This window comes from Duganella sp. GW821-FHT07F09 (genome assembly GCF_059418705.1).
Genome location: NZ_JBWKQJ010000007.1, coordinates 232,633 through 245,227 on the forward strand (window position 1 = coordinate 232,633; position 12,595 = coordinate 245,227).

The following is a 12,595-nucleotide window of genomic DNA, read 5'->3' on the forward strand; positions in this document are numbered from 1 at the left end:
TTAATTCCTGTTAATCGGAAGATCGCATCCCCCACAACATAGAAATGAGCAACGCACCCCGTCCCATCACCGTGCTGGTCGTCGACGACCACCCGCTGCTGCGCGCCGGCCTCGGCGAGGCGATCGCCAGCCAGGACGATATGCGCCTGGTCGGCGAGGCCAACAACGGCCGCGAGGCCGTCGAACGCTATGAAGCGCTGCGCCCGGACGTGACCATCATGGACATCGCCATGCCGGAAATGTGCGGCGTCACCGCGCTGCAGCATATCCGCCGCGAGCACGGCGGCGCCCGCATCATCATGTTGACCACCTATAAGGGCGACGCCCAGATCCTGCGCGCCGTGCAGGGCGGCGCCAGCGGCTTCCTGCTGAAAAGCACCTTGCGGCGCGAACTGCTCGACACCGTGCGCGGCGTCCACATGGGGCAGCGCCGCATTCCACCGGAAATCGCCATGGAACTGGCCCAGCACATGGGCCAGGGACCGCTAAGCCCGCGCGAAATGGAAGTGCTCAATCACGCCGCCGGCGGCAACTCGAACCGCCGCATCGCCGAGCACCTGTCGATTTCCGAGGAAACCGTCAAGGCGCACATGAAAAACGTGCTGGCCAAACTGGCCGCGAACGACCGCACCCACGCGGTGACGATCGCCCTCAAGCGCGGCATCATCACCATCTAGCCCTGGCCGTCCCCGACGGCCGAAGCGCCGGCCAGCACGGCCTGGTTGCGGCCCTGCTGCTTGGCGCGGTACAGGGCCAGGTCGGCCTGCTTCAGCAATTCCCCGGCGCCGCCAGGTTCGGACGGCGCGGTGACCGCCACGCCGACGCTGATCGTCACCCGGCCCAGCGGCGACATCACGTGCTCCAGCCCCATCGCCGCCACGCCCGCGCACAGCGCCCCGGCATGCCGCCACGCGGCGTCGGCGTCCAGGTGGGTCGTGCTGATGAGGGCGAATTCCTCGCCGCCATAGCGCGCCACCATATCGCCGGCCCGCATCGCGTGCGCCGTCATGGCCCCGGCCACGTCGCGCAGGCATTCGTCGCCGGCCTGGTGGCCGTAGTGGTCGTTGTAACTCTTGAACCAGTCGACATCGATCAACGCCACCGACAGCAAGGTGCCGGCGCGCTGGGCGCCGCGCCACTCGCTGGCGAACATCTCGTCGAAGTGGCGGCGGTTGGCCAGGCCGGTCAGGCCGTCGGTGGTGCTGAGCGCGCGCAGGCGGCGGTTGGCTTCCTCGAGCGCGGAGGTGCGGTCCTGCACCTTGACCTCGAGCTGCTCGTGCGCGTCCTGGATGCGGTCGGCCATGTTGGCGAAGTCGCGCGCCAGCTCGCCGATCTCGTCGTTCGACTGGGTCGGCAGGGAATCGCGGTCCAGGCGCTCCCTCGACACGCCGAGGCGGCGCGTCGCCTGCATCAGCCGCGACAACGGAACGGCCACGTGCTTGTGCAGGATGGAGCGCAGCAGGAAAATTTCCACCAGCAAGGTCAACAGCCCGAGGGCGATCACGATGGCCAGGTTGTCCAGGATCGCCGCGCGCATCAGCACGCGCGGATAGTGGACCGCCAGCACCCACGGCGTGCCCGGGATGATGCCCATGGCGATGAGCTCGTCGCGCTCGCGCACCACCGTCGCCTTGCCCGGCGCCAGCGACGGCACCGCCGCCAGCAGCGGGTAATCGTGGGCGATCTTGAGCGAGCGGATCGAGGCCGAGCCGCCGCTGCTCTTGACCTGGTCCATGTGGCCGGGATGGTAGAGCAAGGTGCCCTCGCCGTCGGCCATCAGGATGGTGCTGTAGGCGCCGTCCATGACGGGCCGCGCGGTGCGCTTCATCAGCTCGTCCAGCGGCACGTCGACGCAGGCCAGGATGCGGTGCTTGCCGTCGGCGCCGGCCACGTCGGGCGTGGCGATGGTGGTCATCCAGACGTTGTTGGAGAAGTCCCAGTAGATGTGGGTGAACAGCGTGGCATTGCCCGGCGAGCCGAAGCCGCGCCGGTAGAATTCGTAGGTCTCGAGTTTGAGCGCGTCCGGGCCGGCGTACTTGAAGACCTTGGCGACGTCGGCGTCCTGGTAGATGGGGAAGCCTTTTTCGGGCACCACGCCATAGAAATTGAACAGGCGCCCCCTGGCGCTGGAACCGTATTTGTGGGACAGGATGTAGGACAGCGCGAAACGCGCCTTGGTGTCGTCGTCGGGCGGAATGTCGGGCGCGTAGGTGGCGGACATCCAGGCGTAACGGCGGCCGTCGGCCAGCGCCGCGCCCTCGAACAGTTGCGGACGCTGGGTGTACGAGCCGTCCTCGTGGCGATGGAAAATCAGGTCGAAGTCGCGCACCAGGCCGGCGGCCATGCCGGCGCGGGTGTACACGCCCTGGAATTCGTCGAGAAAATTCTGTTGCAGGGTGCGGATTTCGCGGAACGGCAGCGATTCGCGCTGCAAGGTCTGCTCGGTGGACAGCAGCAGTTGCCTGGTGACGGCCTCCTCGATGGAGCGCATATTGATGTAATACGAGGCCGCCCCCGCGCACAGCGACACCAGGCCGATGCGCAACAAGGCCAGGCGCAGCGCCCGCGCGGTCAGCGAGCGCTTGTCGGAGGTGTGGGCGGCATCCGGGGGCGTCATCGGTCGATCTCCTTCAAACGCACAGCGGCGTGTTGTCGGCGGCGCGCGCGGCGCCGTTGGCCAGCAGGTACTCGACGCAGGCGGCCGCCGGCAGCGCCGGGCTGTACAAATACCCCTGGAACACATCGCAGCCCAGCGCCGCCAGCACGTCGCGCTGTTCGACCGTTTCGACGAACTCGGCGACCACCTCGACATGGCGCGCGCGGCCCAGCGTGGCGATGGTGTGGATGATGTCGCGGCTGGTCGGATTGGCCAGCACGTCGCGCGTGAGCGAGCCATCGATCTTGATGGCGTGGATCGAGAAGCGCCGCATGTGCAGCAGCGACGAGTAACCCATGCCGAAATCGTCCATCGCCAGCGACACGCCCATGGCGACGATCTGCGCCAGGTTCTGGTCCACCAGCTGGCGCACCGGGATGGCTTGACTCTCGGTGATCTCCAGCTCGATCTCGCCGGGTGCGAGGCGGTAGCGCTCCAGGCAGCGGGCCAGCAGCGCCGGCAACTGCGGGTCGTCGAGCTGCAGCGGCGAGACGTTGATCGCCATCGTGATGTGCGACAGCCCGAGCGCGTTCCACTGCGCCTTGCGCGCGCACGCCTCCTCCAGCACCCAGGCGCCCAGGTTGCGGATCAAGCCCCCCTCCTCGGCCAGGGTGATGGCGACGTCGGCGCGCACCGGGCCGTGGCGGTGGTGGCGCCAGCGCAGCAAGGCCTCGACGCCGGTGGCGACGCCGCGGTGGTCGTGCTTGGGCTGGAATTCGAGCGTGATCGCGGCGCCGCCGAGGTCGCGCGTGAGCGCGGCGAACAGCCCGCGGGCGACCAGGCCCAGTTCGCCGGCGCGCGGCACCGACTGCGTCCGCGGCTGGCCCTCGGTGGCGATGGCCTTGACCGTGGCGTCGAAGGCCACCGTTTGCGCGCGCACCCGGCGCGCCTCGGCGCGGCGTACGAACGGCAGGTAGATCAAGGTGCTGACCAGCAGGCCGAGCAGCTGCAGCGCCGGGCCGCGCCACGAACCGGTGAGCAGATAGCCCGACAGCAAAGGCGGGGTGGTCCATGGCACCATCACGTCGAGCAAGGGCAGCATGCCGGCGTGCACGGCGGCCAGCGCCATCAGGGTCAGCGCCATCGGTGCCAGCAGAAAGGGCCACAGGAAGATGGGGTTGAGGGCGATCGGCAGGCCGAAGATCAGCAGCTCGCCGATGTTGAACAGCGACGGCAGCGCCGACGCGGCGGCCAGGCGCCGGAACGGTCCCTCGCGCGCGACGATGAACAAGGCCAGCACCAGGCCCTGGATGGCGCCGGCACCGCCCATCAGGCCGAAGGTGTCGAGCAGCGGCCGCCACGCCAGCGCCGGGTCGTAGGCGGCGCCGGCGAGCCCGAACAGCGATTGCGCCTGCTGGTCCAGCAACTTGTTGCCGTGGATGCCGATGAACCACAGCAGATGGCTGACCAGCAGCGCCACCATGCTGAGCAGCCAGTCGGCGTCGATCCAGGTGTGGATCGCCGACGGCAGCGCGTCCAGCCAGCCGACGCCCGGCAACGGCAGCGCCGTCGCGGCCTCGGCCGCCAGTATGACGACGATACCGAGGATCACCATCGGCACCGTCATGCGCACGGCGCAGTAGAACGTCGGATCGCCGTCGTAGTCGGGCGCCACCCGGAAGACCTTGACCAGCGGGCGCAGCAACTCGGGCGTGGCCAGGCCGATCATCAGGCCCTGCAGCATCGAGTCGCGACCCAGCGCGGCCATCGCCGGCGTGTCGCCGACGAACATCCACAGCATGAAGTTGACCAGCGCGGCCATGCCGACCCAGGCCTCCGGCAGCGCCGCGTCGGCGTCGTCGGCGCACAGGCGGCGCGCCAGCCGGACGGCCACCACCACCGCCAGCGCCAGCCCGAACACGCCATAGCTGGCGTGAATCACGCTGTCCAAAATCCCACGCCATCCGGTCCCGAGCACCGCGACCAGCAGCTGGCGTATCGCCGGGAACGGGGCGTTGGCGAGCAAGGTCGCGGTCACGCCCATGAAGGTGAGCGGCAGCAGCACGACAAAGCTGTCGCGGATGGTGAGCGTCCACAGCGCCAGGCGGCGCTTGCAAATCTTGGCCGGCCTGCACCTCGCGCCGCGACTTCCGAATAACATGGATATCCTTGGTTTGTAACTACATCCTCGCAGGTCGATATAACCGCATGGAAACTTAAATTCCAATTTGATAATAGCAAGGAAGTAATCGGCGGAATATCGGGCAATGCTGATACCGGCGTAGGGTTTTCCCTAAGGCGCGGTGGGGATGGGGATGGGCGGCGCGGAGCGCGCGCCACCGGCCCAGCGGTGGCGCGCCTTGCAGCGGAAATGCGGCGAAATTGGCGGGGAACTACGGTGACGAAATGGATCAGTCTTTGGCGGCGATGGCGAGCCACAATAACAACACACACGGCAATAACAGGCCGTTGAAGCCGACCGCGACGAACATCAGCGCGCCGCCGGTGCAGCCGAGCGCGAACGCCAGCACCGGCCAGGCCAGCTTTTTGCAGCGGCCCATGGCGTCGGGGTCGCCGCGCGCCGAGTCCACCAGGTCGATCACCAGTTGCGTGACGTTGCCGGTCATGACGGTGGTGGCGGCCGATTTGCCCAGCAGCAGCTTGCCGTAGGCGTTCTGCACCGCCATCGCGCCGGCGCACAACATGCCGGTCGCCATGCTCAGCGGGGCGTCGGCCGAGACGATGGGCGCCGCCAGCCACGCGCAGGCCACCGTCGCCACCATCAGCAGCAACTGCGTCAGGAAGCTGTTGCGCAACTGCTTGCCGCCCGAGCGCTGCCAGTGCAGGATCAGCAGACGCGCGATCGCCACGAACAGCATAAACACCGGGAACACCAGCAGCTTGAGGAAGATCTCCGGCGCCGCCTGCACCACCGAGCGGCCGATCAGCACGAAGTTGCCCGTCACGTGAGCCGTGAACAATCCGAACAGGCCGATAAAGCCCAGCGTGTCGACGTAGCCGGCCAAAAAGCCGAGCGTGACGCCTTGTTTGATATCACCGCGTTCCATCCTTACCTTTCTGAATATCGTACCAGGCGACCAGCACGAAAGCGCCGGTCAAGCCAAGGTGTTCGAAGAAGCCGTTTTCGGCCATGAAGCGCGCCGGCCCGGTCACCTCCCAAAAGCGGTTGGCCATGAAGGTCGCCATCAAGGTGAACACAGCCAGGTAGCCGGCGCCCAGCCAACGATAGAATCCGGCCAATATCATCAGCGAGGCGCCGATCTCGCCGCCGATCACCACGGCGGCCATCGGCGCCGCCGGCGACACGCCGAAATGCTGCATCTCGGCGACGGCGCCGCCGAAGTCGGCCAGCTTGTCGATGCCGCCCTGCAGATACGCGGAGCACAGCAGCAGCAGGCCGCACCAGCGCACCCGGGGCGCACGCAAAAACGCAGGAAACGCCATCGTCACACCGCCCAGCAGGCGCAACCCAGCGCGCCCCAGAAGCTTTTCAGGTCGGCGATCGGCAGCTTGCTGGTCCACGCGGTGGCATGCTGGTGGCCGTGCACGTTGCACTGCTTGGCGCAGCCGCAGGCGGCCTGCTGCTCGCGCAACTGCGCCTGCTGGCGCTTGCGCTGTTCCAGCTCCTTGAGGGCCGCGCGGTTGTTGCCGATCTGTTCACCCCAGCCGGCGTAGCCGCCGAAACGGCGCACCGGCGACCAGTCGGGCATGGCCGGCGGCGGCGCCTCGTCGTAGGCGGCGAACTCCCCGGCCGCGTAGACGATCTTGCCGCCGACGATGGTCAGGCGTGAGCTCATGTCGGAAATCTCGCTTTCGGCGCAGGCGTAGAAATCCTTGTCCGGCACGATCAGGTCGGCCAGCTGGCCCGCCTCGATGCGGCCCTTCTTGCCCACCTCATTCGAGAACCAGGTGGTGTTCTCGGTCCACATGCGCAGAGCCGTTTCGCGGTCCAGGCAATTGGCGCGGGGGTACAGCTGCATGCCGCCCACGGTTTTACCGGTGATCATCCAGGCCAGCGACACCCACGGGTTGTACGAGGCGACGCGGGTGGCGTCGGTGCCGGCGGAGACCTTGACACCGGCCTCCAGGATTTTCTTGACCGGCGGCGTGGCCTCGGCCGCGCCGTGGCCGTAGCGCTCGACGAAGTATTCGCCCTGGTAGGCCATGCGGTGCTGCACGGCGACGCCGCCGCCCAGCGCGGCGATGCGGTCGATCGACCGGTCGGAGATGGTCTCAGCGTGGTCGAAGAACCAGTTCAAGCCGGCCAGCGGGATATCCTGGTTGACCTTCTCGAACACGTCGAGCGCGCGGCTGATGGTCTCGTCGTAGGTGGCGTGCATGCGCCACGGCCAGCGGTTCTGCGCCAGCACCCGCACCACCCCTTCCAGGTCGTCTTCCATATTGTCGGCCATGTCGGGACGCGGTTGGCGGAAGTCCTCGAAGTCGGCGGCCGAGAAGGTCAGCATCTCGCCGGCGCCGTTGTGGCGGAAGTAGTCGTCGCCCTGCTGGTAGGTCACGCTTTGCGTCCAGTTGAGGAAGTCTTCCTTTTCCTGCTGCGGTTTTTGCGTGAACAGGTTGTAGGCCAGGCGTATCGTCAGCTGCTTGGCGTCAGACAGCTGCTGGATCACCTGGTAATCCTCCGGATAATTCTGGAAGCCGCCGCCCGCATCGATGGCGCCGGTCACGCCGAGGCGATTGAGTTCGCGCATGAAGTGGCGGGTCGAGTTGACCTGGTACTCCAGCGGCAGCTTCGGTCCCTTGGCCAGGGTCTGGTACAGGATGGCGGCGTTAGGCTTGGCCAGCAGCAGGCCGGTCGGATTGCCAGCGGCGTCGCGCAGGATCTCGCCGCCATGCGGCGCCGGCGTGTTCTTGTCGTAACCGACGGCGCGCAGCGCGGCGCCGTTGAGCAAGGCGCGGTCGTACAGGTGCAGGATGAACACCGGCGTGTCCGGCGCCACCGCGTTCAATTCGGCGATGGTCGGCAGGCGCTTCTCGGCGAATTGATGTTCGGTGAAGCCGCCCACCACGCGCACCCATTGCGGCGCAGGCGTGATCGCCACCTGCGCCTTGAGCATCTCCATCGCATCGGCCAGGCTGCGCACACCGTCCCAGCGCAGCTCCAGGTTGAAATTCAGGCCGCCACGGATGATGTGGCAGTGGTTGTCGATCAGGCCTGGCAGCACGCGCTTGCCCTGCAGGTCGATGACCTTGGTGGCCGGACCGGCCAGCGCCATGATCTCGTTGGCGCGGCCGACATGGGTGAAGCGGCCATCCTTGATGGCCACCGCCTCCGCGTGAGGATTGGAGCGGTCCAGGGTGGTGAACAGGCCCCGGTGCAAAATCAGGTCGGGACTGGCGTGGGTGGAGGTGGAGGGAGATGCGGTCATCATGCTTTCCTTTTCGTTTGTTCTTCCGCCTGCGCGCCCGGCAGTTGGCCGAAGCAATGCGGCTTGACGTGGTCTTCGATCCACGACACCTGTTTTTCCTGCGCTTGCGGCGGTTGCCACAGCTGGCGCAGCAACGGTGGCACCTGCTCGCCGAGCAGTATGCCCAGCAGGCCGACCAGCGCGATGACCGGCGGCGCCGGCGAGCGCACGTTCAAGAATCCGTAGATGATCCCGACCAGCAGACCGGTGGCGATCGAGACGATGTAAATCTTCATGGCTGACTCCCTAAAGCTAAAACTGTACTCCCTGAACCGCAAGCCGCGCCCCTGCCTTTGTGCCAGGGACACCCCCTGCGGCGGTGATGTTGCCCGAACAATGTCACATGCGGTGGGGTTTGAACATACCCCGATCTAGGTAGGGGTTCCACCCCGGATCGGGTCGTGGCAAAAGCCTCGAAAAAGCTTAAGCTGGCTGCCAGAAATGCAAACCAGCGAGGACCGACAGACATGCGTGGATTCAGTACCAGTTTTCCGCGCGGCGGCGCCGGCGTCGGCCTGCTGCTATTGCGCCTCGCCGTGGCGCTGCAACTGCTGTCGGAAACGCTGTTCACCGACGTTGCGCCGTGGTGGCGGGCGGCGCTGCCGGACGGTCTGGCGGCGTTGTTGTCGGTGTTGCTGGCGGCGCTGCTGGTGCTGGGCATGCTGACACCGGTGGCGGGTGCCATCGCCTCGCTTTGCCAGTTGCTCTGCCTGGGCCATGCCGGCTGGACGCAAGCCTCGCCGTGCATCGTCGGCGCCTTCACCGCCGCCGCGCTGGTGCTGCTTGGGCCTGGGGCGTACGCGGCGGACGCGCGGCTGTTCGGCCGCCGCCGGCTGGTACTGCCGGCCAGTCCGGCGGACCACAACCGATTTTAGTCAGACGTTCATTTGGGAGTAACGACATGCGACTCGATAGCAAAACCTGGCCGCAGGCGGCCATGGGAGGTAGCAATGGGACGACCGCCATCCTCCATCAGGGCGACAAAATCAATGTGCTGGTGGCGCACGCCGACGCCATCGTCAACGCCGGCCTGGCCGCCCTGCTCGGGGCAAGCGCGGACATCTCGGTCAGGAGCTCCCTGGTCGCCGATGATGCCTTGCACTGCGGCGCCGACGTCGTCATCGTCGACCACAAGGGCGCGCTGGAACATATGCGCCGCCGCGCCGACGCCCCGCACGGCCAGCTCGAACAACTGCCCAAGGTGCTGACCGTCACCCAGCTGGACCGCGAGTGGGAGGTGCGCACGGCTATGATGGCCGGCGTGCACGGCTACCTGCTGCAAAACAGCCCGGCCGACCAGCTGCTGGCGGCGGTGCGTTCGCTGAGCCGGGGCATGCGCTACCTGAGCGCGGACTTGAGCCGCTGCGTGGCCGACAGCTTTACCCGCATCGGCCTGACCAGCCGCGAAACCGACGTGCTGCAGCTGCTCGCCCAGGGCCAGTGCAACAAGTCGATCGCGCGCGAACTGGGGATCGGCGTCGGCACCGTCAAAACGCACGTCAAGGGCCTGTTCGACAAGCTTGGCGCCACCGCGCGCACCCACGCGGTGGTGCTGGCCACGCGCCGGGGACTGGTCGGCGACAGCGTCCATAGCCAGCACTGACGGCGCCCCTCCCTGCAAGCGGCGGGCAACGCCAGCTTTAAAACGAAAACGCGTTGTCTGTTTGCGCATAACCCCTGTAAAATCGCGGCTATGCACGCAATGACCCTTTCCCCAGCCACACAACATCGCAACACGCGCTACCAGCGCGTGGTGATGTTCTTCGTGCTGGTGTTCCTGGCGCTGCAACTGATCGGGGCGGTGTCGCACACGCACGCCTACACCGACGTTCACAGGGAAGATTGCGCGGCGTGCGAGATCACCGACATGCCGTTCGGCGCGCCGCCGCCACCGGCAGTGGTGGTTCCGGTGGCCTCGCTGGTCAGCTACGCCGTCACCGCGCTGCCGCACCAGGTATGGATCGCCAGCGCCGGCTACCTCACTCCCCCTTCGCACGCCCCGCCTTTCGCTGTTCTCTCCCGACCTTAGTCACGCCTGTTACCTGTACCACCCGTAACGCCCATTGCGCGAATTCGCGCAGCCGCGCGCCTGCCCGACACGTTTCGACATGTTTTGACATGCTTCGATACATTGCGGCGGGCCGGCGGCCGCACGCGCCTGAACATTGAAGGATTGAACATGCAACGCACTCCACAACTCCGCACCCTGCCACTGCTGCTGGCCGCCGCCTTTTACGCTTCCCATGCCCACGCCGACGACGCCAATGGCGCCGCCGCTGCCGCCGCCGAGGACGGCGGCGCCACGCCGATGCAGCAGGTCGACATCGTCGCCCACCTGAAAAGCGCGCGCATCGACCTTTCGCCCAACGTCGGCACCACCGTCTACTCGATCGACCGCCACATGATCGACCAGCTGGGCCAGGGCGACAACACGCCGTTCAACGAAGTGCTGCTGCGCCTTCCCGGCGTGGCCCAGGACTCCAAGGCGTCCGGCTCGATCCACGTGCGCGACGACCACGCCAACGTGCAGTACCGCGTCAACGGCGTGCAGCTGCCGGAGAGTATCACCGGTTTCGGCCAGTCGATCGACACCCGCTTCGTGCAGCAGACCGATTTCATCACCGGCGCGCTGCCGGCGCAATTCGGCCTGCGCACCGCCGGCATCGTCGACATCCAGACCAAGGAAGGCACCGGCAAATCCGGCGGCCGCGTCGGCGTGCTGGTGGGCAGTAACGATTACGTCGCGCCGAGCGCGGAATTCTTCGGCAACCAGGGCGCCTTCAACTACTACCTGTCGGGCAGCTATCTGACCAATAAGATGGGCATCGAAAACCCGCTGCCGACCCGCGACGCCATCCACAATCAAACCAAACAGGCCAAATCGTTCGGCAGCCTGTCCTGGTTCCTCGACGACCAGACCCGTTTGGGCCTGATGTTCGGCACCTATAACGGCCGCTTCCAGATCCCGAACAATCCGGACCAGGCGCCGGCGTTTTCGCTCACCGGCCAAAGCGACGCCGCCGCCGGCACCAGCACCTTGCCGTCGTCGCAGCTCGACGAGCGCCAGCGGGAGGTCAACCGCTTCCTGGTGCTGTCGCTGCAAAAGAGCCTGGGCGACCTGAATTACCAGGTCTCGGCCTTCCACCAATACTCCAAACTGCATTACACACCGGACCCGGTGGGCGATCTGGTCTACAACGGCGTCGGCTCGGACACCCTGCGCTCGAACTCCTCCAGCGGGGTGCAGTTCGACGCCAGCTACAAGCTGAACGACAGCCACACCGTGCGCACCGGCCTGGCCTACTCGCGCCAGAACACCCATAGCGACAACAACGTCTCCGTGTTCGACATGAACGCCGACGGCACGCAGGCCAGTACCGATCCCCGCACCATCGTCGACAACAGCAGCCAGATCGGCAAGCTGTCTAGCATCTACCTGCAGGATGAATGGCATATCACCGCGCCGCTGACATTGAACTACGGTCTGCGCTACGACAAGGTGTCGGCCTTCATCAACGAGCATCAATGGAGTCCGCGCGTGAACCTGGCCTATCAGCTGGCCAAGGACACTTCGCTGCACGCCGGTTATTCGCGCTACTTCACACCACCGCCGCAGGAACTGGCCGCCCAGGAGAGCATCGACAAATACGCCGGCACGTCGAACGCGCCGGAGGTACCGGTGTCGGACAACGTCAAGGCGGAACGGACCAACTACTACGACGTGGGCTTGAGCCACAAATTCAGCGAGCAGTTGACGGTGACGGCCGACACCTACTACAAGAAGATCCACAACATGCTCGACGAGGGCCAGTTCGGCCAGGCGCTGATCCTGTCGCCGTTTAACTATGAACACGGCTACGCCAAGGGGCTGGAACTGTCGGCCGTTTACAGCGAGAAGGACTGGGGCGCCTTCCTGAACGTGACGTCGCAAAAGGCCAAGGCGGAGAACATCACCTCCGGCCAGTCTCTGTTCGCACCGGACGAACTGGCGTACATCTCCAACCACTATATCTTCGTCGATCACGACCAGACCTACACCGTCTCGGGCGGGGCTCACTACCACTTCGGCGACTCGCAGGTCAGCGGCGACGTCCTGTATGGCAGCGGCTTGCGCATGACGCCGGACGGCGGCGCGCCGAATTCGGGCGCGCTGCCGGGCTACGTCACCGCCAACCTGTCGCTGACGCATAACTGGAAGAACACCCCGGTCGGCAATGTCGAGGGACGGCTGGCGGTGATCAACGTGTTCGACCGCTCATACCTGCTGCGCGACGGCTCCGGCGTCGGCGTCGGCGCGCCGCAGTACGGCGCGCGCCGCACGCTGTACGCCGGCTTATCGACCAGTTTCTGACCATGAGTGCCGGCGCCGGAAGCAACACCGGCGCCAGCGCCGAGGAGATGAGCGCGGCGCAGGCCGGCCAGTCGTCGGATTCGAAAACCGTCGCGGCGCTGCGCAAGGGCCGGCGTCGACGACGAAGCCATCGTCGAAATCATGGCCCATGTGGCGCTCAACCTGTTCACCTGTAATACGGCGCACACGCAACCGGGCCTG

Annotated in this window: 11 protein-coding genes; 5 read left to right on the top strand and 6 right to left on the bottom strand. The window is 66.4% G+C overall.

The genetic code is table 11. From position 1 onward, the window contains the following. Positions 1 to 44 precede the first annotated feature (44 nt). Entirely contained in the window at positions 45 to 677 is a 633-nt protein-coding gene (locus AC07P1_RS19890; RefSeq protein WP_494697433.1) for a response regulator, read from the top strand. Here AC07P1_RS19890 and AC07P1_RS19895 read toward each other — a convergent pair. From AC07P1_RS19895 to AC07P1_RS19920, 6 genes are all read right to left on the bottom strand, one after another. Further along, the gene (locus AC07P1_RS19895) at positions 674 to 2,617 is read right to left on the bottom strand and encodes a diguanylate cyclase (RefSeq protein WP_494697434.1); all 1,944 of its coding nucleotides are present in this window, start codon (positions 2,615 to 2,617) and stop codon (positions 674 to 676) included. The genes AC07P1_RS19890 and AC07P1_RS19895 overlap by 4 nt on opposite strands. A gap of 13 nt (positions 2,618 to 2,630) precedes the next feature. Continuing rightward, on the bottom strand, positions 2,631 to 4,757 hold the full coding sequence (locus AC07P1_RS19900; protein ID WP_494697435.1) for an EAL domain-containing protein: 2,127 nt from the start codon (positions 4,755 to 4,757) through the stop codon (positions 2,631 to 2,633). A 250-nt stretch (positions 4,758 to 5,007) separates the two neighbouring features. Continuing rightward, positions 5,008 to 5,664 (bottom strand): YoaK family protein, encoded by a 657-nt coding sequence (locus AC07P1_RS19905; RefSeq protein WP_494697436.1) that lies wholly within the window; start codon positions 5,662 to 5,664, stop codon positions 5,008 to 5,010. Further along, entirely contained in the window at positions 5,651 to 6,061 is a 411-nt protein-coding gene (locus tag AC07P1_RS19910; RefSeq protein ID WP_494697437.1) for a DoxX family protein, read from the bottom strand. Before AC07P1_RS19910 ends, AC07P1_RS19905 begins: the two co-directional genes overlap by 14 nt. Positions 6,062 to 6,063: 2 nt before the next feature. Next, on the bottom strand, positions 6,064 to 8,004 hold the full coding sequence (locus tag AC07P1_RS19915) for an amidohydrolase (RefSeq protein ID WP_494697438.1): 1,941 nt from the start codon (positions 8,002 to 8,004) through the stop codon (positions 6,064 to 6,066). Beyond that, on the bottom strand, positions 8,004 to 8,279 hold the full coding sequence (locus tag AC07P1_RS19920; RefSeq protein WP_494697439.1) for a DUF1427 family protein: 276 nt from the start codon (positions 8,277 to 8,279) through the stop codon (positions 8,004 to 8,006). Before AC07P1_RS19920 ends, AC07P1_RS19915 begins: the two co-directional genes overlap by 1 nt. A 231-nt stretch (positions 8,280 to 8,510) precedes the next feature. On the opposite strand from AC07P1_RS19920, the gene AC07P1_RS19925 reads away from it, so the two are divergent. The 4 genes from AC07P1_RS19925 to AC07P1_RS19940 all read left to right on the top strand — a co-directional run bounded on the left by AC07P1_RS19925 (position 8,511) and on the right by AC07P1_RS19940 (position 12,394). Further along, a complete protein-coding gene (locus tag AC07P1_RS19925) occupies positions 8,511 to 8,918 on the top strand; it encodes a hypothetical protein (RefSeq protein WP_494697440.1) in 408 nt (135 codons plus the stop codon). A 26-nt stretch (positions 8,919 to 8,944) separates the two neighbouring features. Next, positions 8,945 to 9,646 carry a response regulator transcription factor gene (locus tag AC07P1_RS19930; RefSeq protein ID WP_494697441.1) on the top strand — a complete coding sequence of 234 codons (702 nt, stop codon included), beginning with the start codon at positions 8,945 to 8,947 and terminating at the stop codon, positions 9,644 to 9,646. A 99-nt stretch (positions 9,647 to 9,745) separates the two neighbouring features. Further along, a complete protein-coding gene (locus tag AC07P1_RS19935; protein WP_494697442.1) occupies positions 9,746 to 10,072 on the top strand; it encodes a hypothetical protein in 327 nt (108 codons plus the stop codon). Positions 10,073 to 10,222: 150 nt separating this feature from the next. Beyond that, the gene (locus AC07P1_RS19940) at positions 10,223 to 12,394 is read left to right on the top strand and encodes a TonB-dependent receptor (RefSeq protein WP_494697443.1); all 2,172 of its coding nucleotides are present in this window, start codon (positions 10,223 to 10,225) and stop codon (positions 12,392 to 12,394) included. Positions 12,395 to 12,595 lie beyond the last annotated feature (201 nt).